29 protein-coding genes and 1 pseudogene are annotated in these 24,642 nt (G+C 42.8%); 13 read left to right on the forward strand and 17 right to left on the reverse strand.

The window, feature by feature from the left end; all coding sequences use genetic code 11:
- Positions 1–25: 25 nt before the first annotated feature.
- Positions 26–652, reverse strand: coding sequence for a LysE family translocator (locus BN1691_RS10185; RefSeq protein WP_048602120.1), 627 nt, complete (start codon positions 650–652; stop codon positions 26–28).
- 96 nt (positions 653–748) lie between these two features.
- Here BN1691_RS10185 and BN1691_RS14440 point away from each other — a divergent pair, with 96 nt between their 5' ends.
- Complete coding sequence (locus BN1691_RS14440) at positions 749–904, forward strand: hypothetical protein (protein ID WP_156179061.1); 156 nt, start codon at positions 749–751, stop codon at positions 902–904.
- On the opposite strand, the gene BN1691_RS10190 is transcribed toward BN1691_RS14440, so the two are convergent.
- Positions 899–1,852, reverse strand: coding sequence for a DMT family transporter (locus BN1691_RS10190; protein WP_048602779.1), 954 nt, complete (start codon positions 1,850–1,852; stop codon positions 899–901). The two genes, BN1691_RS14440 and BN1691_RS10190, sit on opposite strands and share 6 nt — an antisense overlap.
- A 321-nt stretch (positions 1,853–2,173) precedes the next feature.
- Here BN1691_RS10190 and BN1691_RS10195 point away from each other — a divergent pair, with 321 nt between their 5' ends.
- The gene (locus BN1691_RS10195; RefSeq protein WP_048602121.1) at positions 2,174–2,614 is read left to right on the forward strand and encodes a Dps family protein; all 441 of its coding nucleotides are present in this window, start codon (positions 2,174–2,176) and stop codon (positions 2,612–2,614) included.
- A 153-nt stretch (positions 2,615–2,767) separates the two neighbouring features.
- Here BN1691_RS10195 and BN1691_RS10200 read toward each other — a convergent pair whose 3' ends face one another.
- From BN1691_RS10200 to BN1691_RS15035, 5 genes and pseudogenes are all read right to left on the reverse strand, one after another.
- On the reverse strand, positions 2,768–3,223 hold the full coding sequence (locus BN1691_RS10200; RefSeq protein ID WP_048602122.1) for a hypothetical protein: 456 nt from the start codon (positions 3,221–3,223) through the stop codon (positions 2,768–2,770).
- Positions 3,224–3,267: 44 nt separating this feature from the next.
- Positions 3,268–3,396, reverse strand: coding sequence for a hypothetical protein (locus BN1691_RS14880; RefSeq protein ID WP_261795553.1), 129 nt, complete (start codon positions 3,394–3,396; stop codon positions 3,268–3,270).
- Positions 3,397–3,414: 18 nt separating this feature from the next.
- Positions 3,415–3,981 carry a transglutaminase-like domain-containing protein gene (locus BN1691_RS10205; protein WP_048602123.1) on the reverse strand — a complete coding sequence of 189 codons (567 nt, stop codon included), beginning with the start codon at positions 3,979–3,981 and terminating at the stop codon, positions 3,415–3,417.
- Positions 3,982–4,171: 190 nt separating this feature from the next.
- Positions 4,172–5,509 carry an IS200/IS605 family transposase gene (gene tnpA / locus BN1691_RS10210; protein ID WP_076850177.1) on the reverse strand — a complete coding sequence of 446 codons (1,338 nt, stop codon included), beginning with the start codon at positions 5,507–5,509 and terminating at the stop codon, positions 4,172–4,174.
- Between the two features lie 989 nt (positions 5,510–6,498).
- Positions 6,499–6,630 (reverse strand): annotated as a pseudogene (locus BN1691_RS15035) (barstar family protein); the annotation flags it as partial.
- A 495-nt stretch (positions 6,631–7,125) separates the two neighbouring features.
- Between BN1691_RS15035 and BN1691_RS10215 the strand changes: the two are divergent.
- Together BN1691_RS10215 and BN1691_RS10220 are read left to right on the forward strand one after the other, a co-directional pair.
- A complete protein-coding gene (locus BN1691_RS10215) occupies positions 7,126–8,232 on the forward strand; it encodes a C45 family autoproteolytic acyltransferase/hydrolase (protein ID WP_048602125.1) in 1,107 nt (368 codons plus the stop codon).
- 38 nt (positions 8,233–8,270) lie between these two features.
- Positions 8,271–9,134, forward strand: a complete 864-nt coding sequence (locus tag BN1691_RS10220; protein WP_048602126.1) for an AraC family transcriptional regulator — start codon at positions 8,271–8,273, stop codon at positions 9,132–9,134.
- Between the two features lie 301 nt (positions 9,135–9,435).
- Here BN1691_RS10220 and BN1691_RS10225 read toward each other — a convergent pair whose 3' ends face one another.
- From BN1691_RS10225 to BN1691_RS10240, 4 genes are all read right to left on the reverse strand, one after another.
- A complete protein-coding gene (locus tag BN1691_RS10225) occupies positions 9,436–9,717 on the reverse strand; it encodes a hypothetical protein (RefSeq protein WP_048602127.1) in 282 nt (93 codons plus the stop codon).
- Between the two features lie 89 nt (positions 9,718–9,806).
- The gene (locus BN1691_RS10230) at positions 9,807–12,299 is read right to left on the reverse strand and encodes a DEAD/DEAH box helicase family protein (RefSeq protein ID WP_048602128.1); all 2,493 of its coding nucleotides are present in this window, start codon (positions 12,297–12,299) and stop codon (positions 9,807–9,809) included.
- Entirely contained in the window at positions 12,296–12,619 is a 324-nt protein-coding gene (locus tag BN1691_RS10235) for a nucleoside triphosphate pyrophosphohydrolase (RefSeq protein ID WP_048602129.1), read from the reverse strand. The genes BN1691_RS10230 and BN1691_RS10235 overlap by 4 nt, the downstream gene beginning before the upstream one ends.
- A gap of 29 nt (positions 12,620–12,648) precedes the next feature.
- Positions 12,649–13,023, reverse strand: a complete 375-nt coding sequence (locus BN1691_RS10240; protein WP_048602130.1) for an HIT family protein — start codon at positions 13,021–13,023, stop codon at positions 12,649–12,651.
- 246 nt (positions 13,024–13,269) lie between these two features.
- Here BN1691_RS10240 and BN1691_RS10245 point away from each other — a divergent pair, with 246 nt between their 5' ends.
- The 5 genes from BN1691_RS10245 (at position 13,270) to BN1691_RS10265 (ending at position 18,444) form a co-directional block, all read left to right on the forward strand.
- Entirely contained in the window at positions 13,270–14,907 is a 1,638-nt protein-coding gene (locus BN1691_RS10245; protein ID WP_048602131.1) for an ABC transporter substrate-binding protein, read from the forward strand.
- Between the two features lie 88 nt (positions 14,908–14,995).
- Positions 14,996–15,940 carry an ABC transporter permease gene (locus tag BN1691_RS10250; protein ID WP_390621648.1) on the forward strand — a complete coding sequence of 315 codons (945 nt, stop codon included), beginning with the start codon at positions 14,996–14,998 and terminating at the stop codon, positions 15,938–15,940.
- A 20-nt stretch (positions 15,941–15,960) separates the two neighbouring features.
- A complete protein-coding gene (locus tag BN1691_RS10255; RefSeq protein WP_048602780.1) occupies positions 15,961–16,827 on the forward strand; it encodes an ABC transporter permease in 867 nt (288 codons plus the stop codon).
- A 32-nt stretch (positions 16,828–16,859) separates the two neighbouring features.
- Complete coding sequence (locus tag BN1691_RS10260; protein WP_048602133.1) at positions 16,860–17,816, forward strand: ABC transporter ATP-binding protein; 957 nt, start codon at positions 16,860–16,862, stop codon at positions 17,814–17,816.
- Entirely contained in the window at positions 17,806–18,444 is a 639-nt protein-coding gene (locus BN1691_RS10265) for an ABC transporter ATP-binding protein (protein WP_048602134.1), read from the forward strand. Before BN1691_RS10260 ends, BN1691_RS10265 begins: the two co-directional genes overlap by 11 nt.
- A 139-nt stretch (positions 18,445–18,583) precedes the next feature.
- Here the strand turns inward: BN1691_RS10265 and BN1691_RS10270 are convergent, their stop codons facing one another.
- The 3 genes from BN1691_RS10270 to BN1691_RS10280 form a co-directional block, all read right to left on the reverse strand.
- Positions 18,584–18,799, reverse strand: a complete 216-nt coding sequence (locus BN1691_RS10270) for a helix-turn-helix domain-containing protein (protein ID WP_048602135.1) — start codon at positions 18,797–18,799, stop codon at positions 18,584–18,586.
- A gap of 10 nt (positions 18,800–18,809) precedes the next feature.
- Positions 18,810–19,292 (reverse strand): DUF2975 domain-containing protein, encoded by a 483-nt coding sequence (locus BN1691_RS10275; RefSeq protein WP_048602136.1) that lies wholly within the window; start codon positions 19,290–19,292, stop codon positions 18,810–18,812.
- A gap of 175 nt (positions 19,293–19,467) precedes the next feature.
- Positions 19,468–20,217 carry a sulfite exporter TauE/SafE family protein gene (locus BN1691_RS10280; protein WP_082147121.1) on the reverse strand — a complete coding sequence of 250 codons (750 nt, stop codon included), beginning with the start codon at positions 20,215–20,217 and terminating at the stop codon, positions 19,468–19,470.
- A 109-nt stretch (positions 20,218–20,326) separates the two neighbouring features.
- On the opposite strand from BN1691_RS10280, the gene BN1691_RS10285 reads away from it, so the two are divergent.
- Entirely contained in the window at positions 20,327–21,214 is an 888-nt protein-coding gene (locus BN1691_RS10285; RefSeq protein ID WP_048602137.1) for a LysR family transcriptional regulator, read from the forward strand.
- Here the strand turns inward: BN1691_RS10285 and BN1691_RS10290 are convergent.
- Both BN1691_RS10290 and BN1691_RS10295 read right to left on the reverse strand, forming a co-directional pair.
- Positions 21,173–21,643, reverse strand: coding sequence for a hypothetical protein (locus BN1691_RS10290; RefSeq protein ID WP_048602138.1), 471 nt, complete (start codon positions 21,641–21,643; stop codon positions 21,173–21,175). The two genes, BN1691_RS10285 and BN1691_RS10290, sit on opposite strands and share 42 nt — an antisense overlap.
- 43 nt (positions 21,644–21,686) lie before the next feature.
- Positions 21,687–22,091 (reverse strand): hypothetical protein, encoded by a 405-nt coding sequence (locus BN1691_RS10295; protein ID WP_048602139.1) that lies wholly within the window; start codon positions 22,089–22,091, stop codon positions 21,687–21,689.
- Positions 22,092–22,238: 147 nt separating this feature from the next.
- Here BN1691_RS10295 and BN1691_RS10300 point away from each other — a divergent pair, with 147 nt between their 5' ends.
- The 3 genes from BN1691_RS10300 (at position 22,239) to BN1691_RS10310 (ending at position 23,788) form a co-directional block, all read left to right on the forward strand.
- A complete protein-coding gene (locus tag BN1691_RS10300; protein WP_048602140.1) occupies positions 22,239–22,706 on the forward strand; it encodes a DinB family protein in 468 nt (155 codons plus the stop codon).
- Between the two features lie 166 nt (positions 22,707–22,872).
- Positions 22,873–23,442 carry a leucine-rich repeat domain-containing protein gene (locus BN1691_RS10305; protein WP_048602141.1) on the forward strand — a complete coding sequence of 190 codons (570 nt, stop codon included), beginning with the start codon at positions 22,873–22,875 and terminating at the stop codon, positions 23,440–23,442.
- Positions 23,443–23,524: 82 nt separating this feature from the next.
- Positions 23,525–23,788 carry a YkuS family protein gene (locus BN1691_RS10310; protein WP_048602142.1) on the forward strand — a complete coding sequence of 88 codons (264 nt, stop codon included), beginning with the start codon at positions 23,525–23,527 and terminating at the stop codon, positions 23,786–23,788.
- 43 nt (positions 23,789–23,831) lie between these two features.
- On the opposite strand, the gene BN1691_RS10315 is transcribed toward BN1691_RS10310, so the two are convergent.
- Positions 23,832–24,506, reverse strand: coding sequence for a peroxiredoxin (locus BN1691_RS10315; protein WP_048602143.1), 675 nt, complete (start codon positions 24,504–24,506; stop codon positions 23,832–23,834).
- Positions 24,507–24,642 lie beyond the last annotated feature (136 nt).

Here is a 24,642-nt window from a genome sequence, read left to right on the forward strand (position 1 = left end):
TCAATTACCAACTACACACCATTGATCAGAAAAACTTACTCAATGCCGAGAGTAATATACGTCCAGCAAAGAAGAGAAGTACTGCACCTAGGATTCGATCGAACCAGTGCCGCCACTGCTCGTAGTAATGGCGAAAGTGTGGTGAGGATACTAAATAAGCCACAAGCAAGAACCAGAGGATCACCGCTGCGATCACTTCTCCACCGTAGATCCAATGTACATAGTTAGGGGAGCCTGCACCAATAAACTGTGAGAAGATGCTCAGAAAGAATAAGGCGGCTTTTGGATTCAATACATTACAGAGAAAGCCATCACGGAAGCCTTGCCAACTATTGACTGAATCCATCCCTAAAGGGATCGCCTCCTTTTCATTGTTAGATGGTGCTGAACGGATGGCATGAAGGCCAAGCCAGATCAAATAGAACGCACCAAGAAGCTGAATTAAGCCAAATAAGGCAGGCCATTGCTGTAGTAAGATGGAAAAACCAGCGATGGTATAGGTGATATGAATGAGCAGGGCACTACCAATCCCGAGGGCTGTTGCCATCCCAATTCTTCTTCCGTAGCTTAGGCTATTTTTCATCACCACAAAGAAATCTGGTCCTGGCGAAATGGCAGCTAAAATTCCCACAAGAAATACTTGCATAAACATAATTGTACCTCCTACAATGGATTCAATACGAGAGCAAAATTTCTCGTAACCTCTGAGCGAAATCAACCTGAAGATATTATCGAACTACTGAAAGAAATGAATCAAAAATTAGATCATCGGATCGCTCTACTGGAACAGCGACAAGATAATCTAGTAGTCCGCTTTAGCTATGTAGATGCGAAGCACGATCTAGAGATCCGCGATATTCAGAAAAAAATTGATTATGTTAAAGAGACGAAGAAGAAGCTATAACGAATCAACCTTCTCCACTTCACAAGCATAGGAAGTGCCCTTCTCGGTATGACCTCGTCCTTCCCGCCAAACAGCCACACTCACACCTAGCAGAATAAAGAGAGCCCCAATCCAAAAATTGATTGTCAATTTTTCATTCAAGATCCACCAGCCTAAAAGGGCTCCAACCACGGGTTGAAAAAAGAAGAAAAAAGAGCCTACCCCCGCCTCCATCAAAGCCATCCCACGATTCCATAAAAAGAACGCAATCGCTGTTGCAACAATTCCAAGATACAGAATGCCTATGGTCACCCATGGTGTAGCAAATAATTGCTCATAAAAATTGAACTGGGTCACCCTCCATTCCCAAAGCATTGCTGGCGTGATATAAAGAATGGCAAACAGTAATGCATAGGTGGTGATTGTTAAGGAATGATGGGAGCTCGATACCTTCTTCACAAAGACCGAGAGTAAGGCCCAGGTGATAGCCGCGCCAAAGAGATAAAGATTCCCGAAGAACGATTCGTCCCATGATTGGGGTAGACCAATCACAATCAACACTCCGATGGTTGCTACTAGAAGGGCACTCACCTTCCTCTTTGTAATGGATTCCTTTAAGATCCCCCAGGCAAACAATAAGATAAATGCAGGAGATGCCGCTGTAATCAAAGCACCCGTATGGGCATCAGAAAGCTTTGTTCCCATAAATTGTAGCGCTACCGAAATGAAATATCCCACAAATCCAATGAGGGCAAACCATTGCCAATCGCTACTGGTCAGCACGATCTTTATTTCTTGGCGAAGCTGAATGGATTGCAAAATGATGTACAGCAGAACAAAGGCAAGCACATAACGCATCCAGAGCAAAGTAAACGGCGGTATATAAGCCAAGACATACTTGCTTACTACATACATACCGCCCCAGATACTTGCTGCTGTTGTTAAGTAAAGTGCACCCCGTAGCTTCATGCCCTGCCCCATCATTTCTCTTCCCTTCGCTTCCCTCTTCTATCTTATTAAGGATCTATTATAACCCAGTGATCAGCAAAATCATAGCAATTGACTGAATAATTACAAATTTGTATTGAAAAACACGCCAATAACGCTGTTGTTTCACGATAATCTCTTTTGAGCTATTTCCATTGTTGAGTCACAGCCCCTTCATTTGGTTATGCTATAGAACATGGGAACCACCTAAGGGTGTGCTTATTATTTCCTTGTTTGTCATTGACTCTATCCTCAACCTGCCAGATACTAAAAATGAATCCAAGAAGAAAAGAGGGATTACCAATGGAAAACCAAGACATCACCAAGATCTTGAATCAACAAGTAGCCAACTGGAGTCTGCTCTATGTAAAACTCCACAACTATCATTGGCTGGTACGCGGCATTCACTTCTATGAGCTCCACCTTAAGTTTGAAGAACTCTACAATGAAGCTGCCCTCAATGTAGATCAACTTGCTGAGCGCATTCTGGCAGTTCAAGGCAAACCATTGGCTACATTGAAAGAATTTTTGGCAGAGGCTTCTCTCAAGGAAGCAACAGGCACAGAAACACCAGAACAGATGATCGAAACTTTAGCCAATGACTTCGAAATGCTCTCCTTCCAACTGAAGGATGGTATTGAAGTAGCTAATCAGACCAATGATGACGTAACCGCCGACCTGCTCACTCAGATCCGTGTGAGCGTGGAAAAACATCTCTGGATGTTCCGGGCATTTTTGGGTTAGTTCATTGATTCAAATATAAGCCATATTCAATTGGAATGTGCCATTCAAACATATTAAGGGAAACCCCAAGATGAGGGTTTCCCTTTTTAATTCCAGTACATTTGCTTCAATACTAGTTTACTATTCGAGTGTCAAATACAGGTATTGTTTCTCTTATGAGATTTGAAGAAAACAGTAAACAATAATCAATAAGGAGATGAACGGCCGCTCCCATCTTATCAAGGAGAATATTCCCCATGCCAACACCAATTCATGATAATAATTAATGGCTGTAATTGAAAAGCCAAGGGAAAACTGCTCACTTAATACCTGTATGCCTGTGGTCACAAGGGATAGCAGGATCGCTGCAACAGCGAGAACAAGGGCGATACGTTTAAGCCATAGAGTAATTCGTGCTAATATCGAGGTTGGTTCGATGGAAACTCTACCAAACCAGTCTTGTAAACGACTTCGTTGTAAAGAGCTTTCTATATGAAGATAGATGGGTTGCAGATAAGGAATCTTATCAAAGAGTAGTTCTTTCCCCCATTGAAGATCTACATTGGCAATTTTAAGAATTTCGTTGGGCTTGGCTTCTTCATCCGACGTAGTTACTGGATACAGAATCACGGGATCAAGCTCTGTCTCAATCGAAAAGATGACACGTTGATCCTCTAAAGATCAAAATAGCGTTGACTCCATTGTGTACGGTATTCTGCTAGAAGATACTGCCAAGGCCCCCTCTTCACCGTGTTCGCCATGCTCACATCCACAGGAATCCAACCTTCATGTTCTAGAAACACTTCATTCCACATATGATACTAACCATTCCCAACGAACGCCCCTACTAAAGTGCGGCAGGGAATCCCTTGAGAACGGCACAAGGCAGCATATAGCCATGACATCTCACCACAATCTCCCTCTTTTGAGTGAAGAAAGCTCTCTGTTCCCCGCTCTTTCGGCGGAAAAATGTACTTATAATGGTTTCGAATATGACGAAAAATTGCGAAGGCTTTCTCTTTGTCGGAGATTTTTCCTCTAGTGATGTCATTACCGAGTAATTTCACTTCATTGGTTATTTTTACAATTGGTGTGGAGCGTAGATAGAATGCTCTTTCCTCTTCGGTTAGTACTGTGGGACTATTCTTGTATGGGGTAGGATGGATCTCTATCTCATATTGGTTGCTGATATGCTCACCTTGTGATAACTCATAATAGGAGAGTGCGTTCCCAGCAGGGTCTCTAGAGAGTAGTTCTGTTGCTTTTGCACCATTGGAAATGTAGGATCGAACGGTTTGAGCATGATTGCTAGGAGGATTAGCTAACCAGACTTTTGTTACACTCTCTCTACGGTTCGTATACGTAAAGACATATTGGTAGATTGCCAAATCTTCATCCTCCTTTTATCACCTTTTTCTGTTTTCTTGAGACTCCCATGTCTAAAGACGCAAGCCCTCTACCTTACGGTATCCAGGTGGGATTCTTGCATGACTAAGCGTTCGCAGTCCATTTCTGTTTTGAACAGCCTGCAAGATGAGGGCATCTCATTGCCCCTCCTAAGACAGTGCATCTAGCATCTTAGGCCGATTGACTATGACCATCAATCACAGGTGCGTATCGAATATTCATCGCACCGACTAAATCCCTATGTTTCTGGAAGCCACATTCGCATGTATATTTCCGGTCCTGTGCCTTATTTTTAGCGGAACACTTTGGACATGTTTGACTTGTGTAGGCAGGATTCACATACTCCACTTTAATACCCGCTAAATTCGCTTTGTATTCAATAAATTGAGACAAGCGATAGAATGACCAGTTGTGCAAATTCTTTTCGTTTTTACGGCTTGTTCTTGCCGTCTGTCGGATGTTCGCTAATTGTTCTAAGCGAATGACAGAAACCTTATTTTCTTTAGCAAAATTTATGATTGCACGGCTAACCTTGTGGTCTTGGTCTTTCATATATCGCTGTTCTTTATCATCGAGATTGCGAATGGCGTTTAATTTCTTTAGTTTCCCTAATTTCTTGCGTTTGGATTTGAACATACGTCTGACATACTTGTTCTGTCTGCCGTTCCCAAAGAAACGTACCTTTTCATCCTCTGTTACCGCAACCGCAGGGACTTTCAAACCTAAATCTACGCCCATGGTCTTTGTTCCTGTTTTTTCACTTCTAGGAATGGTGACGGAAATTTGTGCAATCCATTTGTTTGATTTTTTTGTGATACGAAGTGTACCTAATTGGTGCTTCAACAAATCGAAAGTACGGTTATGTTTATCAACCAACAATGCACGAACAGGCACTTTCTTTGCTTTTCCATCCATCATCAAAGGTAGAGCGATATAAGAGGAGTCCAATGAATAGTTTTGGTTATTCCATACGCAAACAGGTTTCTTGAGGATAGGAATCATCGTGTATTTACTTTTCTTCACTTTTTGAAACACGCTTTTTGCATCTTGAATCGCTTGGTTTTTCACTGCACTTGGAAGATGTGCCCGGACATCTTTTGTCGTCTTTTTCGTGCTTTTCTTTTCAGCGACCATTTCAGAAACAAGTGTGTTAATTGTAGAGATATATTCTTTGCCCATAGCGGTTAAGATAGAGGTTTGTTCTTTTGTTGGAAGCAATTTGACTTTCACTGTGATTGTTTGTGACATACGTTTCACCCCCTTGATTTTTGCCATAATACTAGCGGGACTAAGTGTTGGCAGTGCATTTAGAAGCAGATGTGTATGGTCTTTGTCACACTCTAAAGCAACAATGACAACTTCTAATTCTTCACATATTTCTTGTACCAACTGTTTGAAGCGTTTCTCTACATCAGCACGAAGGAATATTTTTCTTCTATATCGAGGGCAAAAAACGAAATGATACTTAATTAATGATATGGTTGTGTTTGTTCGTCTGTATTCGTTCATATGCACATTGTATTAGCTGATTAATAAAACTACAACAATGAGATATAAAAAGTAGTGAGGTTACGTTTTGGATACTTGAAGTACCACAAACCTTACGGTTTCCTGTGGTACTCCGTATCCAACCTCACTTTCATCCTGCCCCTAAAGGGTGTGCTATCGCACAATAGCGGGCTTTCACGTTTGGAAAATCGGTAAGACTATCATGACAGGGAAAACAAGGAATTATACAGAATATTTTAAAAAGCAGATCGTTGCACTGAGACAAAAAGGATGCTGAGTTCATGTATGATCCATCTTTAAACTCTCGAGTAAACCTATCCAAGATCAAAGTATACGCCTAATCCCACGTCGGCAACCAATTGCAGTCGGTTTCCTTATATTACTTATTATTCCGTATTTTACTATTCATTGATTCTATATTTATATTTTAACCAGTAAGTCTCTCTCTTCAACTAACTTCTAGGGTAGGGACTAACCGAGGTAATCTCATGGATAGATCATATAAGAATTTTTACTGCTACGTAAAAACGTTAAGAGAATGTTGAATACTCTATCAAGGTTAACTGAAAGATACGAGATAAGCGTAGTTTTTTGGCAATTGAATCCTATTGCTTAGACTGGATTCCGACCTAGTTCTACTTCCAGAACTAGAATAATTCAATGAATACAATGATGAATATGGATTGGGCAAACCTTTCATTCGGGACTGATAGTCCAAAGAAATCCTCATGAATCAAAATTCATGAGGATTTAGCTTTACAGCCTAGTTATTTCAATACTTTCAAGACCTAAATCAGAAAGCGTAGCTTCAATTAAATTCTCTTTTAAAGGCAAATTATGCAATACTACATGAAAAGGTGTCGGTGGGGTTGGGAAGGAGTCATACTCTCTTCCATTAACCCACTCTCGAATAGTACAAATTAATATATCCTTAAATACTTTAAAATCTTGACTACTACTTGTTAATAATTCATCAAAATTGCTAATTACTAGTATATAAACACATCGCCATCCAACCAATCTAAATCATTAATACATTCATCAAAGGCTGCCCAATTATCCCCAAAATAATTAGGAAACTGTAGCTTAAGAGCAAACTCATCGAATAATCCATCAATATTGGTACATTTTTTCCATCTATCACTTTAATTATTATGTTGCTTTTTTTGTATTCCTTAATTTGCTAAATAAACGAACTTTTGCTAGTCTCATCCGCTATTAATAAGTGTAAATATGGTTCTTGTAAGAGTGTTAAATTCTCACCTGATTTCACACTGTCACCCCACTATTCAATTCTTATAAAACAGAGGCATAGCAACTGCAACTTTAAAACCATAGAAGAATATCTTTGACCATTTTGTTTTAAGAATTGTAATATTTTTCTTTTCAGGTCTGGGGTGGTTACCCCAACAAACAATTGTTAAGAATGACCGGAGGGAAATTATTGAAAATGTACAAGTGTCAATACACTTGTACTGCTTGCCAATTAGCAGAAAGCTAAAAATACCCATAATACACCAAAGAAGTATACGATTGTGTTTACATAAACAGCAAAAAATATCAAGTTTAAAGTTCAGGCTAGATTGATAATATTTATGAAAGGAGCGGTGGAATAAATGGAAGAAACAAAGGTGTATTTTAAAAATTTTATAGGGTCAAGTTATGATGTAGGGACACAAATAGGTAAGTGGATTTTATCCACGCCCGAGTTATTACAGAAAGTATTACTCCCCCCTAATACTTACCCTCGCGAAAAGTTTATTGAAATTTTTAAATTGTTGGATTGTTATTGTCAAGGTATTAATGAAGAAATCAGAGGATTTTCAGATACGATTGGTGTATCCAACGAACAGGTGCTTTTTTACGCAATGACCTATTTGGAACGAGGGTGCAGTTTAATGGCAACCTTGCCGCAAAAGACCCAAAGTGGTCATACTATAATGGCAAGAAATTACGATTTCAATGATAAAATGGAAGAAATGTGCTTCTCTTTTACCGACATTAAGGGAAAATATCGGTATATTGGCTCTACCTTAAATTTATTCGGTAGATGTGATGGAATGAATGAACACGGTCTTGCGGTGTGTAAGGCATCAAATGGTCTACCTGTCGGCAACTTCGAAGGTGGTCAAAAAGCAGGAATAACAGGATTTAGTTTTTGGATAGTCGTTCGTAGCATACTTGAAAACTGCAAAAACGTAGATGAAGCAATTCAATGGACAATGGACGCGCCCATCGGTTATAACATTAATTTGATGTTGGCTGATAGCCATAACAAAATAGCCTTACTTCAATGTGTTGATGGTCATAAGGCTTACAAAATTTTGGACGGAAATAGTGATGAAACTTACCTTAGTTCCACAAATCATGTGCTATTGGATGACATAAAGCCTTATGAGAAAATGCACATTGAAAATTCTGTAATCCGAAATGATAGGATTGTTAGCTTATTTGAAAGAGATAAACGAATATCAAAAAACAATATAAAGGAACTGCTTTCAACATCTTATCCCAATGGGCTTTGTTGTCATTATTATAGTGAATTTTTCGGAACACTACGCTCTATGATATTTGATGCAACTGATAAAACAATAGAAATGACGTTTGGCTCTCCGCAAGCTAACGAATGGCATACTTTTTCTGTTGGAACATTTGACATGGAAGAAATGAAAGTATCGTTGCCGCAAGAAAAGGCAAGACCAGATTTTTATAAAATTAACTAATACATTACGTATTTATCAAGGGAGAGGAGGAACTGTCTTTGAATGACAAACAGATAATAGCTAAGGCCATTGTATTTATAGAGAACAACTTGTGTCAACCGATTGTTGCACGTGATGTCGCTGAGGCAGTTTCCTATTCCTACTATCACTTTCACCGTTATTTTCAAGCTATTATGGGCGAAACAATAGGAAACTATATCAGAAGCCGACGGTTAACACAAGCGGCTTGGGATTTAGTGCATAGTGATAAAAAAGTATTAGATGTTGGACTTTCTCTTTATTTTGAAACAGCAGAAAGTTTTACAAGAGCTTTTAAGGATAGGTATTCCATGACTCCCTCAGAATACAGAAAAAACGGAATTGATGTTTTAATTGGAAACAGGCAATCCGCACAGAAATCTGATATGAGTATCATCACATATGCTGGTTTATCTCCAGAAATCCTTGTAATACCTGAAATATATCTCATGGGAATTCGTTTTAAAACAACCGTTTCTGGAAACAAAACCGTTACCATGTGGCAACAGTTTAACAAGAAAGTTCCCCCTGATCTTCTTACCACTAAACGATATGGAATTTTTGAGACCTCTGAAACTTGTTCCTTTGATAAATTTAATACCGATAGCGAAAGTATGGCATTTGTAGGAATTGAAATTTCAAAGAACGATCCTGTTTTAAATGATCTGCAAGTAAAAAAATTGTGTGGTGGAAAATATGCAAGGTTTGTCCATAGGGGAACAGTAGATACTTTAATACAAACATATCATTACATTTGGGGTTCTTGGTTCCCTAAGAGCGGTTTTGAACTTGCTAACCGCGACGATTTTGAGTGTTATACAGAAAGGTTCACCGGGGCAAATGATAGCAACTCTGAAATTGATATTTATTTCCCCATTGAGTGAATGGATAATAGTTGGTGTCCACCAATTAATTTAAAACCACATCGTAAAAACACTGAATATTGGGTCGGGTGCCGTTACTGATAATGCCACGCCCACCATGAGTTTGTGCTTCTTTTAGGACACTGTCTTAAAAGATACGCGTTGTCCGAAGCTGATTCACCTCATGGCTGAAGTCACGAGTGTTCTCGGCTATTCCGTTAAAAACAAGGCCCAGACAAAGCTTTGTGCTTCACCTGAACCTTATCATGTTATTTATGCATTATGTATGTATCGAATCGTAGAAATACAATGCATCCCATTCCTATTCTTCAGTACGATTGTTCACTTGCTCTGCTTCTGCTGAATAACTTTGGCTCTCATTATCCATTGCATCGAGCTGCTGTCGTTTTTGGTCTTTTGCCTCGCGAACTCGCTCTTCTATGGAAAACTCCTTCATCCCATCACGCATTCCCTCTTTAATCACTTCATAGAAATCATCTACGCTCTCTCGAATGGCATGCTTCACTGCTAATTTCACAATCAAATAGAGAATAAATGCATACATTGCAAGGATAAGAACACTAATTCCTGCTCCCGCTCCCATTATGTGACCGCTCCCTTCCATCTACTAACTCTATTATTCTGTACGTTTGCGTGAAGGCTGTCAAATCATAAAGAAAAACCAACCCTGATCTACTTCAAGATCAAAGCTGGTTCTTTTGATACGTCTCTATTCTTCTCGATCTTCTCCATCTTTCTAGCAAAATAGGCATGTAGGCGATATTCACAGATCTCTTGCGTCATTCGATATAAAAAGCGCAACTCTGCTTCAATAGGATCTACATGAAATTGAAACCTAACCCCATCATATGTTGCCCACCCTTTGGAACTTCCAGCCCACTTCGTCATGGGCATCTCTGCGAGCAATTGACTGATTGCTGTTTCCTCAAAACTGGCTTGAAATCTCAATCCCTTCTTATCAGACCAATCAAGTTTCATACGATAAGGTTTTTCAGTCATAAATTGATAGAAATCAAAAGCGATTTCCTGTGGTGTTACTGGAAGAAACCACTCTTTCTCACCACGTTGTAGCATGAGATATAGTAGCACCATCTTATAGCTCTTCGTCATGGAGGTATGTTCAACCTCTCGGAACCATTGGGAAAAACGATCGTACGAAGTAAGCTCCTCTATACTCAGCTCTCCCATCCACGCAAGGAAGGCTACCCAAGAAGAGAATTCTTGTTTGAGCACATGACTATCCATAGCGTTCATTAGAGCAAATTCCTTATAGGAAGGCTGTCGACCTAATTCTGCTCGCAATTCTTCGTACGCATGGCGCAACTGCTCTTTTCGAGGTATCCTTTTCTTTGCCAGTTCCTCTAAGAGCTCAACAACTTGGGTCTCCAAATGGAGCTGACAGGTTGGTGGCAACGATTCTACACCTGATTTTTCTGAACCAGTCTTCGCTTTTTCAGTTCCACCTGTTGCTCCTTGCAATGCTTGAAGCTTTAGATCTGCATAGCGATAGTTCCCTACCAAATCAATGATCGTACAATACTCTTTGTCTGGATGTAGGCGTAAGCCTCGCCCCATTTGCTGAATAAAGAGAGGTAACGACTCGGTGGGTCGCACAAAGAGTAGAGTGTCTACCCGGGGAAGATCCGCCCCCTCATTGAGCATATCCACCGTAAATAGAAGCTCAAGGACCCCTGCATTGAGCTGCTGGATTAAACCTTGTCGCTCATCTGGGTTGGTCCCAGAATGAAGGCAGGCTGCCTTCCAGCCTTGTTGGCGAAAGAAGCGTGCCAGGTAATCTGCCTGGGGAATGGATGAACAAAAGACAAGCGTCCGTGATTGGCGATGATGTAACCAGGCTTCATAGATGGCTTGACCCACCTCTTTACGTAATTGGGCTTGCAGTAGTTGATTCGCATCATATTTTTGCCCTAACCATCGTAGCTGTGAATAGTCAATGGGATCATAAACGCCATAGTAATGATAAGGAACTAACCATCCACGCTGGATCGCTTGAATGAAGTCTAGACGATAGGCAACATTTCCATCACAAATATTATAAACATCCCGCTGATCGGCCCGATCAGGAGTGGCAGTGATCCCCAATAAAAACTGGGGTTTGAAGTAAGCTAATATCCGTTGATATGTATTCGCAGCAGCATGGTGAAATTCGTCCACAATGATGCAGTCGAATTCATCAGGGGCAAACTGTTCCAAATGATACTCCATTCCTAATGTATATACAGAAGCAAATAGACAGTCAACATCATGGTTCTTCTCCTTCTGATAATAAAAGCCACCTGAACGCTCAGGCATAACAGCATGAAAGGAACGATAGGCTTGGTGGAGAATCTCCTCGCGATGAGCAATAAACAGCACTCGTTTAAATTTCCGTGCAAAAAAGGCTGCGAGATAGGTTTTACCTAGACCTGTAGCCATGACCACCATCGCCTTTGAATAACCATCTGCATAGGTTTCTTCCAGTGCCTCCAACGCTTCTTGCTGAGCTGGACGTGGCTGGATCTGATCAGGAGAAATATCTTCTGATGAATCGATCTCCATATTCGTATCATCATTTACTTGATCGAAACCATACATGAGTTGGATTGCTTCGCTTTCTACCCAAGCCTCCTGCAGCTTTGGATATTGACGATAATAGGTATCATAGGCCTCTTGATAGGCTTCCACCACACTCGGAGTAAGCGCAACCGCTTGTTCATGATAGAAGAGATGATAGAATTGCTCCCAAGCATCCTCTACTATCTGCATCTCTCGCTCCGTATCTAGTGCAAGATTCCATTCAGTTCCTGTGGTTAAGGCACTATAAGAAAGATTAGAAGAACCAACGATAACTTGGTCTCCTCCCATGCCACGAAATAGATACGACTTGGGATGAAATGAGACCCCGTTACTATAATAGAGATGGATCTCCATTTCTTGATGATAAGGAAGTAATTGTTCCAGTGCTTCTGGCTGTGTTACATAGAGATAGTCACCAAGCAGCCATTGAATTTTCACACCCCGCTTAAGTGCAGCTTCCAGATCTGGACGAATAAGCTGAACCCCTGATTTCATCACGAAAGAAGTAAGAAATGCAACGGAATGAGCTTGCTGAAGCGCTTGTTGGAGGGAGCGGACCAGCTGATTCGTTACAAGCTGAAGCTTCAATCTTTCACCTCATGTAAAAAGATGCGCTCTTGGAATGCGCCCCGTTGCTCCGCCTTCTTCTTACGGATCTCCTCCAACTGTTCCATGTCGCAACCATGGAGAGTAACTAGTGCTCTCATCACTTCTAGAATATCAGCAAGCTCTTCCAGTGCCTCCTCATCCTTAACAGCGGTTTCATACTCCTTTACTTCTTCGAGTAACTTCTTTTTTAACTCGATGCTGTAGGTAACTTCATCAAGCGTAGAGACTCGACACTCCTTCCCTGCGGCTTCGATAATAGCTGGTATCCGATCACGAACGAGTTTTTCATAGACTGGCACGAGCTGAACCCCTTCCTAGTCAATAGATGTTAGCCATCATATGGGACAAGATTAGGTATGGCATTCCGAATGCCCCCACGTGGATTGGGGACATCCCCTTGATACCGGGGAATGAGATGAACATGGAGATGCATAATGGTCTGACCGCCCCATTCTCCCACATTCACACCAATATTGTAGCCATCAGGATGGTACGTCTCATCGAGTAATTCCTTCCCTTTACGCAGGAGATCATCAATCGCCTGGATCTCCTCTGGGGTAGCATCAAAATAAGTGGGGACATGACGCTTGGGAACGATGAGTAAATGTCCGCGTTGCACAGGAAAATGATCAAAGAATGCCTTTACCCATTGATTCTCTAATACAATTTCCTGCTGATCTTTTTCACAAAATACGCAGGCCACAATCAACGCTCCTTCTATACAATTCTGTTAGTCTGATTATACCATAGTTTCCCTTCTTAACTTCTTACTCCTTTATCTCACCCGTCTCAGCAATCTTTGCTATTTTGTCATAATTAACTGCCCATTACCTCTTTGCTCTGTGTTACGATTTTAATTGTTCGTGTTACTAATATATAATTCAATGATTGTAAATCGCTTCCTACATCACAAGAAGGAGCCGTTTACAATGAGACAGGAGTGAAGAGATTGGTACGGAAACATTTTGGATGGTTGATCTTGCTTCTCATCATTCCCGCCCTCTTATTATCTGGGTGTGGTGATGCCAAAACAGCTGAGGGGACACAAGATTCTGCAAAAGCAGGAGAGCAAGTTTCAGGTAATCTTGTAAAAGAGGAACTAGTTCTCGCCATTGGCTATGAGCCTGAAAATGGCTTCGACCCTACCACCGGCTGGGGACGTTACGGTTCTCCCCTTTTCCAAAGCACCTTATTAGCTCGTGATCATGAGATGAACATCATCTATGATCTCGCTACAGAATATAGTCTAGACCCCAATGGCTTGGTATGGACGGTGAAGATTCGCGATGATGTGAAGTTCTCTGATGGTGAGCCATTAACTGCCGAAGATGTGGTCTATACCTTCGAGACCGCTGCCCAAAGTGGATCCGTCATCGACTTAAACAATCTAGAAAAAGCAGAGATCATCGATAGTAATTCGGTGCAATTCACTTTGAAACAACCTCAATCTACTTTCTTACACGCACTCTGCTCACTGGGGATTGTACCCAAGCATGCCCATGGTGATGATTATGCACAGCATCCCATCGGCTCCGGTCCCTTCCAGCTTGTTCAGTGGGATAAAGGCCAACAGATCATTGTGGAGGCCAATCCGTATTATTATGGAGAGCCCTCTCCGTTCAAGCGCCTCACTTTCTTATTCCTTGAGGAGGATGCCGCCTTCGCCGCTGCCCAAGCTGGTCAAGTGGATATGGCATTCGTGCTTCCTACCTATGCCAATCAAGAGGTCGCAGGGATGCACCTCGTCCGTTTAGCAAGTGTAGATAATCGTGGGATTCTCTTCCCCTATGTTCCTGCTGGTGAACAAACAGCCGATGGTTACCCCATTGGTAATGATGTCACTACAGATATTGCCATTCGTAAAGCCATTAATATTGCCTTAGATCGTGAAGCATTGGTAGAAGGTGTCTTCGAAGGCTATGGTACACCTGCCTACTCCGTTTGTGATGGCCTACCTTGGTTTAATACAGAAACGGTTTTTGAAGATGGTGAGCTAGAGAAAGCTCAACAAATTCTCAGCGAGGCAGGTTGGAAGGATCAAGATGGTGACGGTATTCTGGAAAAAGGTGATCTCAAGGCACAGTTTACCTTAATCTATCTTGCCAATGATGCTTCTCGGCAATCCCTCTCCATCGCCATTGCAGATATGCTGAAGCCCCTTGGCATTCAAGTAGATCTCAAAGGGGAAAGCTGGGATGGGATCGCCAAAGCCATGTACTCTACCCCCATTCTCTTTGGCTGGGGCAGTCAAGATCCCTTGGAACTCTATAATCTCTATAGCAGCACCACCGTTGGAAATGGTTGGTATAATACTGGTTATTATCAGAATGCTGTGGTAGATGAGCATATGGAAAAAGCTTTAGCTGCTACCTCTGAGGAGGAAGCACTACAATATTGGAAATTAGCACAATGGGATGGCAAAACAGGCTGTAGCGCCCTCGGCGATGCGCCTTGGGCTTGGCTCGTCAATCGGGACCACCTCTATTTAGTTCGTGATGGACTAGAAATCGGCGAGGAAGCGATCCAACCTCATAGTCATGGCTGGCCAGTGACCGCCAATATTGCCCAATGGCATTGGCAAGAATAATTGTTTTAGTAGATATAAGTCGTAAGGAGGTATGCAGATCGTGAAGTCTCATCAGATATTACGCTACGTCACAGGAAAATTAGTACGAATCACCACATTAATCCTTGCGCTCTGCATTCTCTCCTTCTGGCTCGTGAGTAACTCTCCCATCGATCCAGTCCAGGCCTATGTTGGTGCAGATCTTATGCGCGTAGGTCCAGAGCAGCGTGCCATGATCGCCGCCTATTGGGGGCTGGATCAGCCACCGCTGGAGCAATTTATGCACTGGGGGAAGGCCGCCCTCCAAGGTGATTCGGGAACCTCCATGATCTTTCGTCAACCTGTAATCGAGGTGCTTGGGGAGCGATTTCGTGCTTCCCTTGCCTTGATGGGGGTAGCCTGGGTCATTTCAGGAATCCTGGGCTTCCTGCTAGGAGTCATCGCAGGCATGGGTCCAGGAACCTGGGTAGATCGGATCATTCAATGGTATTGCTTTACCCTTGCCTCCACGCCCACGTTCTGGTTAGGGATGCTCTTTCTCATGATTTTTGCCGTTTGGCTCGGATGGTTCCCGGTGGGACTGGGCGTACCTGCTGGTGTCCTCGCAGAAGAGGTTACCCTAGGAGCAAGGATTCATCATCTCATTCTTCCAGCCTTAACGCTGAGCCTACTCGGTGTGGCCAATGTTGCACTGCATACACGACAAAAGGTGATCGATGTATTAGATAGCGACTATATTCTCTATGCGAAGGCGCAAGGTGTGCAGGGACTCCCCTTGGTATGGCGGCACATTGTCCGAAATGTTGCTTTACCAGCCATTACCTTACAGTTTGCTGCATTGGGAGAGCTCTTTGGTGGGTCTGTCCTTGCGGAACAAGTCTTCTCCTATCCTGGTTTAGGGCAAGCGACCATACAAGCTGGCTTACGCGGTGATGTCCCCTTATTGTTAGGCATCGTCATCTTTAGTGCCCTCTTTGTCTTTATGGGTAATCTGCTTGCGGATTTAATCTATCGGGTGGTTGATCCGAGAATAAGGAGGGGACAGATTCGATGAATGATACCAATCATTGTGAGATGAATAGTGATCAACTGGATCTTCCAGTACCACGATTCAAGCGCTTCTGTCTAAATCGGCGCCAATGGACCATTGTGACTACCGTGGTCTCCTTCTTAATTCTCCTTAGTATTTTTTTAAGTGGCTGGCTGATGGGGAACGAACGTCTGACGACAAACTTCGCTGTGCGGAATCAGGCACCCTCCCTCTCCTATCTTTTTGGTACCGATTGGTTAGGGCGAGATATGCTAATTCGGACCGTGAAGGGACTCTCCTTAAGTATCAGTGTGGGAATCATGGCAGCAGCCATCAGTGCTGTTATCGCTTTGGCCTTAGGGATGTTAGCCGCCACCATGGGTAAATGGATGGATGCCTTCATCTCCTGGTTGGTGGACCTTTTTTTAGGGGTCCCCCATCTGGTAATCCTCATTTTGATTGCCTTCACCTTAGGCGGTGGTGCCAAGGGGGTCATCGTAGGGATCGCTTTAACCCATTGGCCCAGTCTGACCCGGGTGATCCGCGCGGAAGTATTACAATTACGGTCGGCAGAGTATATTCAAGTCTCACGACGTTTGGGAAGATCTCGTTGGTGGATCGCTTCTCGTCATATGCTGCCCCATCTCCTTCCGCAGCTCTTGATCGGGTTTATCTTACTCTTCCCTCATGCGATCTTACATGAAGCAGCCATTACCTTTTTGGGACTGGGATTATCGCCCCATCAACCAGCGATTGGGATCATCCTAGCCGAGTCCATGCGTTATCTATCTACCGGGATGTGGTGGTTAGCCTTCTTCCCTGGGCTCACCTTACTCTTGGTGGTCCGTACCTTCGATATTGTGGGTCATAATCTACAGCAACTATTCGATCCCCACCATGCCCATCAGTGATACGCCATGACCTGGCAGAAAGGAGCAAACCCATGGATCAAACAAGTAAAGCAATCTCCTCCCCATCCCCTTTACTGAAAGTGAAGGATTTAAGCGTCTCCTTTCGCCAGTATACGAAGGGTCTGCGCAAAACCGTCACCCAGGTGATCTCCAATCTCGATGTAGAGATCCATGCTGGTGAGGTCCTCGCCGTGGTGGGTTCCAGTGGTTCGGGCAAAAGTCTGCTCGCCCATGCCATTCTTGGCATCCTCCCAGCCAATGCTACAATCACGGGAATCTTGCAATTTCGAGGTGAAGAACTAACCTCAAAGAAACAGGCTGCTTTACGAGGTAAACAGTTGGCTCTGATCCCTCAATCGGTGAACTATCTGGACCCATTAATGCAGGTGGGCAAACAGGTACAGCATGCTGTGAGAGGCAAGGATGCTCGCGCTGTACAAGAAGCGGTCTTTGCCCGCTACCAGCTTGTCCCTGAAGTGGCAAGCTTCTATCCCTTCCAATTGTCTGGCGGCATGGCACGGCGCGTACTCATTGCTAATGCCTTGGTACGTGATGCACAATTGATTATCGCCGATGAGCCGACAACGGGTCTCGATGGGAGTGTAATTGCTGAAACACTAGGCCATTTTCGTCAATTGGCTGATGAAGGACGTGGTGTCATGATGATCACCCATGATATTGAGGCAGCGCTCTCCATTGCAGATCGGATTGCCATCTTTTACGCTGGGACTACGGTAGAGATTGCTCCCGTCGCTAACTTCTGTGGTGAAGGTGATGCCCTTCGTCATCCCTATAGCCGTGCACTTTGGCAAGCACTCCCCCAGAATCAGTTTCGACCCATTCCCGGCTTTCAGCCCCAGCCCCATCAGCTACCCACAGGTTGCTTGTTCCATCCCCGCTGTTCCATGGCGACAGCAGCCTGTAAAACCGTAGCACCTGAAGCACGTCAGGTGCGTGGAGGAATGGTGAGGTGTCTTCATGCAACTTAATGCAAGTAATCTTGGCTTCCATTATCCGAATGGGCCATGGATCTTCCGTCATCTTGATATCACATTACAAACCGGTGAAGTGGTTGGTTTAACTGGTCCAAGTGGGAGCGGTAAGACCACCTTGGCACGAATCTTAGCTGGCTATGAGGAGCCTCATGAGGGTCAGGTAACCCTCCATGGTGGAATGCCCTCCAGTTCTGCGTCACATACTGCAGCTTTTCACCCAGTACAATTGATCTTTCAGCATCCAGAGAAGGCTGTGAACCCACGCTGGCGTATGCGCCAAACCTTATATGAAGGCTGGAATCCTCCTGATGAGTTCCTACACGACCTAGGGATTGAACAAGCATGGCTGAATCGCTGGCCTAATGAATTATCCGGCGGCGAGCTGCAACGCTTCTGTGTGGCCCGCGCCCTAAGTCCAGCAACCCAATTCCTCATCGCAGACGAAATGACAGCTATGCTGGATGCCATCACTCAAGCACAGATCTGGCAGGTGATTCAAAGTAAAGTAGAAGCCCAGCAACTGGGTGTACTCATGATTAGTCATGATCAGCATCTCCTTCAGCGACTAGCTACACGAATGATCTCCTTATCCCCCTATCATGGAAAGGAACCTTCAATATAATTTACTATCAATCAATACAACGAGAAACCTGATAAAAATGCCTGTACCTAAGATTACCACGTAATCATTGATACAGGCATTTTTAACTAAACTAGCCAAGAAGTCTCCCACATCCATCATTAGCTAGATTGTAAGGAGTTTACAGATCTTCTTCACTTTTATACTCTAAAATATCCCCAGGCTGGCATTCTAATGCTTTGCATATTGCTTCTAAAGTTGAAAGCCTAATTGCTTTTGCCTTTCCATTTTTCAATATAGAAAGGTTAGCCATCGTAATTCCAACCCTCTCCGAAAGTTCTGTTACGCTCATTTTTCTTTTAGCCAGCATCACATCAATGTTGATTATAATCGCCATACTATTCACCTCAGACCGTTAAATCATTTTCTGATTTTATCTTAATCGCTTCTTGTAAAAGTCTTTGGAGAACAGCAGCAAAGACTGCGATAACCATAGAGGCAAAAATAAAGAGCATTCCAATCAATATGACACCTGGGGCATCGTCTAACTCCGCAAAGATATAGAAAAATGGCATCGCAACTACGTATAAGCCACTGATGATGATTGCACAATATTTAATATTTTTTAAAGCCCTTACAGATATTTCTGAGAACGCTTCGTTCTTGTCAATATAGCATAAAAGTTTAAAAGCCTGATATAATGCAACGAAAAACGGTATCACCGATACATACATAACGATTACGATACCATATAGTACAAAAGCGAAATTCGAACTACTTTCAACTGCTTCTTTCGCTAGTATAGGCAACCCAAATATACATAAAGCAAGAACTGGAGTTCCAATAAGAATAACAGCGAGCTTTAAAAATAGTGTTGATCCTCGTTTCATTAATAGCACCTCATCAATTTTTTCCTAAATAAAATTTAACACATTATTTATTGTTTCTCAATATATTTTTATTGTTTAAAATATTATTTTATAATTAATAGCTTAACTGATGAAAAAAAAAAGCACTCTCTCACTTCTAAATGTGAAGGCATTTTTGTTTTCATATACCTATTTTTTAAGTAATTTGTCCCACCACCATATAACCGAGCAATACCAAGGTTAGCGACCTGAGTAAATAGAGAGCTTGTTGCTGCGAAAGCTTCCGTGCCACAATTAAGGCCATCCGTGCACCGATCACTCCCCCCAAGGCTAAGGGGATACCTACCGACCAGGAAAAAAGACCAGCTAGATAATATGTGGCAAATGCACCGATACAACTAAAAAATGTGTTCATTCGTGTTAAGGCAATGGATGTGAGATAAGAGAGCTGGTAATGCTGGAAGACGATCATCTGCATCGTTGCCTGACCTGGTCCAAGCATTCCATCGTAGAAGCTGAACCCCATCTGAATAGGATAGAGCGGAATAGGTAGCTTCACATGATGGCTCACGGTCCTCTTCTCCCCCTTCTGCCGATAAGTGAGAACAAAGGCAATGACTAGCAAAACAATAGCCACCCTCTGCATTGTCTGTGGTTTGAGGGAAGAAGCAAAGATCGCACCAAAAATTCCCCCTGTTAAGCTAAATGGAATGAAGAATAGTAATGCTTTCCCAGCGATCGCCTTTTGCCGAAAGAGGGTGATAAAGCTTGTGAAGGAGCTGAAGGTATTCGCAAACTTATTGGAGGCAATGGCTGTATGAATAGGAATACCCAACGCCATCATTGCTGGTAGATTAATAAAGCCACCACTTCCCCCTAAGGTGCCGATAAAAGTAGCCAACAGACCGATGCCAAACAGTAAAAACATCTCGAAAGTGAGCTCCATCTGAACCCCTCCCTTCCTTTGATTTCAGTTTACATGGAAGAACATGATTGGTAAAATTTATATAATTGATAGTGGGACATAAGTATTTCTTATCTTGGGAGGAAGATGGATGGAACTAAGAGAGCTCGAACTTCTCCTTCTCTTAGCGGAGGAGAAGAATATTAGTAAAGCTGCCGCACGCGCATTTATTTCCCAGCCTGCCTTAACTCAGCGTCTGCAAGCCTTAGAGAAAGCATGGGGAACCACCCTATTTCTACGATCGAACAAGGGCTTAACGCTGACACCGGAAGGTGAAAAGGTGATCGCCTTTGCCCAGGAGACCACCGGTCGTCAGCAGCAAGTGATCGAGGAACTACAGGGTCTTACGGCGGAGATTCATGGTACCTTACACCTCGCTGTGGGAACCATTCTAGCACAGTATTGGCTCCCTGGGCGCTTAAGTGAATTTGTGAAGCGCTACCCCTTGGTTCATGTGGACTTACAAACAGGCTGGAGCAGTCATATGATGCGGAAAATGTATGATGATGAAAGCCACGTAGCCATTGTTCGGGGGAATCCAGAGTGGTCCGGCTGGAAGCAGCATCTCTTTAGTGATCCCTTGCTCTTGGTCGATACCACCATCCAATCTCTCGCTGAGCTAGAACATGTAAAGAAGCCCTTCCTGCAGGTAGACACCGATTCTACCTATCGTTATACCATTGAGCAGTGGTGGTATCATCAGTTCAAGCGTCAGCCTCCCCGTTCCATTCTGGTTGATCAATTTGAGACCTGCAAACAATTGGTCTTGCATGGTATTGGCTATGCTATCCTGCCAGGTACCAGCATCACAGAGAGGGAAACTGCATTAAAAAAGTTGCCCATCTGTGATCCACAGGGGCAACCCATTTATCGAGATACCTGGTTAATTGTAAGTGAACCTGCACGCCAATTACCACAGGTGCAAGCCTTTATCCAACTACTTACCGAAGGAGATCCTTCCCCTACTGAGGAAGCGTAAACCCATGTCATACCACCCATTGAATTGACCATTCTGACGATACCAATAATAAGTAACAACGATGGTCGCAATGATCACACTTTGAATTGCAATCGCGATGAATAATCCCATCCCGACAATCCGAATCAGCTCAAGGAGGTAGAATCCAAGTGCACCAGCAATTCCTGCGAGCTTCCTTGATGCTAGAACACGGCTTGCATAAGGATTCCAGCCTGTATGCGCACCACCCTTTTTATACCAATAATAGGTGAAGATCAGCGAAGCGATGATGGTGAGACTAGGTTCTTGGGCAATCCACCAAAATAGAAAGCCAATTGCGATTGCAACAGCAAGAATTCGCATGAGCTCGAGGAGCACACAGGATGAACCTATAATGAGGTTACGTAGGGCAGTGAGACGTTGATGAGTTGATGGCTGTTGTTGCGACATTCGATCCCCTCCTTATTCATCAGAACACGATTTACTAGTTCCATTATAGCCTTTTATAGTAGTTATTGGAATACCTGTTATTTTTATTACGGCTACGTGTACGGTACCACATTACTGTAAAAATAATGGCGGCTAAGGGTGGCATTCTGATCAGTACGGTTGTGAGAATGAACATTGCAAGAAAGCCAATTAGCTGAAGTAGATAAAAAGCAATCTTTACGAGGATTCCCCTTGCCTTACCCGCCAATACTTGCTCATCCCTTGATTGACTGATCCATTTTGGCTTCCAAGGCAGTGCATATTTAATGTAGAGATAGAGCGTAAGGATGATTGCTAAGCTTATAAGTAGAAATGGGTATTCAATGCTCAGAGAAAAGATGAAGAATGAAGTAATAAGGACGAGAACGAAAAATACTAGATCCAATAATGCTGTCATTGCATTGTGCAATAGCTTGTCCCAAGTAGTACTCGGATATTACTTGCTTGCTTACTCAATGCCATGCTATCTCCCTCCTTTCTACTTCTATCATATGGTTATTAGTATATTCTGTCAATTTTACTTTTAGTTACCATTCCATGGATTGGAGGCTTTTCCGTGAATTCTTATGTACATGCCGTTATTCACCAATTAGAAGTCGCAAACCTTACCATTGATCAGATGATTTCTTTACTAGATCCTAAAGACTTTAACGTACGACTTGCTCAAAACAAGCGATCCCTTGGAGAATTAGTCAATCATCTTGTCCTCATCTACCATGCTGATCTTCTCATCGCTGATGGTGCATCTGAAACAGAGATGAATCAATTCTATGCACAGAGGAAGATCAATTCAATCGAAGAAATGCGATCCACGCTACATGCTGGATTCGAAGCATTGAAGGAAAGATATCGCGGTTATTCTAATGAACAATTAATGGAGCTGACAAGCTCTTACTGGGGTGTCTCCTATTCCCGATTTGAATGGTTTTTAGAAATCATTGCTCACATCTATCACCACCGTGGTCAATTGCATACTCTTCTCGTTAACCTGGGTACTGATCTACATATCTCACTATTTGAGTAGTAAGAAAATCAGTCTTGAAGATAGCCTGTAGACAATCGATGGAAACAACCGGTATAGAGACATGCTTAGCTGTTGTTTTTGCATCTATAGTCCCTTTTGTTCACAAATTCGTCAATGTTATAATTAGGAAGGTACCACAAAAACTTGTGAAAAAGTAGGTGATAAGATGCAACGAATGAAGCTTAGCTGGACACTTCTTCTCCTAACCCTATTCCTCATTCCACTTGTTGCCTGTACCCAAGTTCCAGTTAATGAAGCTACCGTAATCCATATTTCCGACCCCTACTTAGAACAATTGGTTCGTGAACACCTGCAGATCGATGGCGAAATCACCAATAAGCATCTGCTTCAACTGGAACATCTGGAGTCCTGGGACCATCGTCCTGTTAAATCACTTAATGGACTACAATATGCGAAAAATCTAGAATGTATTATCCTTCCGTTTGCGCAAATTGATGATCTCACACCTTTAGAAAACCTACCCCATCTTCAAGCGATCCATTTAAAAGGCAACCTGATTGATGATATTGAGAGCCTTACTCTTATGCCTAATTTGAATTGGATCATTCTTGATCATAATCAGCTTGCGAACCTTTCTTCCCTTCGCGAGCTACAAGATCATCCCAACTTGCAGTATCTCTTTCTACGTGAGAATCCCCTTACCATGAATAAAAAGGAGTTAAAACAGGTCCAAGCTGATTTAGCCGTTGCTGGAATATATTTGTATCTTAATTAAGACAGCTGTATCTCTTTTAGTATGATTGCAATGGATAATTTCTCAACGTTCGGGAAGATTATGGGTGAAGGAGGTGTCAGCAATGGCACGAATTGGTGTAGAAGAAAACCTCACCCATGTTGAGGATGCATTAAGAGAACGGGGCTATGAAACAGTTCCTCTCCGCAATGAAGATGATTTTTATGGTTGTGATTGCTGTGTAGTCACTGGTCAGGATAGTAACCTGATGGGCATTCAAAATGTTAGTTTTGAAGGTTCCATCATTGACGCAAGTGGAATGAATGCCGAGGAAATCTGTCGCGAGGTTGATGAACGCGTCAGTAACATGAACAACCGTCAGGGCTAAGCACCTGACGGTTGTTTTTTATTTTCTAGCCACGCAGAAAGCTCTATTTCAAATCCTTCTTCGATAAGTACCAATCAATTACTTCTAGTGATGAATCTTGTGTCCGCTCATCTGCAGCTGCTGTTGTTTTAGGTGGTGGAACGATGACCTTATCACCTGGCTTCCAATTAGCTCCGGTAACAACACCGTGTTGATCAGATGTTTTTAATGCGTCCAAGACGCGAAGAATCTCAGCCATATTACGACCCGTGGACATGGGGTAGTAAATAATCGCCCGAACAACCTGCTTATCATCGATGAAGAAGACGGCACGTGTAGCTGCTGTATCGCTTTGCTCTGGCATGATCATACCGTATTTGCTTGCCACCTTCATATTGAGGTCTGCAATGATGGGGAATTCAATGGTAACACCCATCTTCTCTTTAATATTACGTACCCAAGCAATGTGGGAGGTTACACTATCTACACTTAAGCCAAGTAATTCTGTGTCACGCTTGCGTAATTCTGGGTAGATTTCTTGGAAAGCGATAAACTCTGTTGTACATACAGGGGTGAAATCAGCTGGGTGAGAGAATAGAATTAGCCACTTCCCTGCGTAATCGGATAATTTCTTCATGCCATGTGTGGTTATTGCATCAAATTGTGGTGCCTTTTGGCCAATCCGTGGCATTGCAAACGCTACTTCTTCTGTTCCTTGTTTTTCCATACCTTCTGTCATGCAAATCCACTCCTTTTCTTTTGTAAGCTTAACCAAGTATCAGGCAGAACATCCTAGATATTCTCCAGGACATTGATTAAACATGAATTTAGGTCTGATTGATTGGTTGTAAAATTTATTACTTGTAATGGTTACA

The organism is Rubeoparvulum massiliense, from assembly GCF_001049895.1.
GTDB lineage: Bacteria > Bacillota > Bacilli > Rubeoparvulales > Rubeoparvulaceae > Rubeoparvulum > Rubeoparvulum massiliense.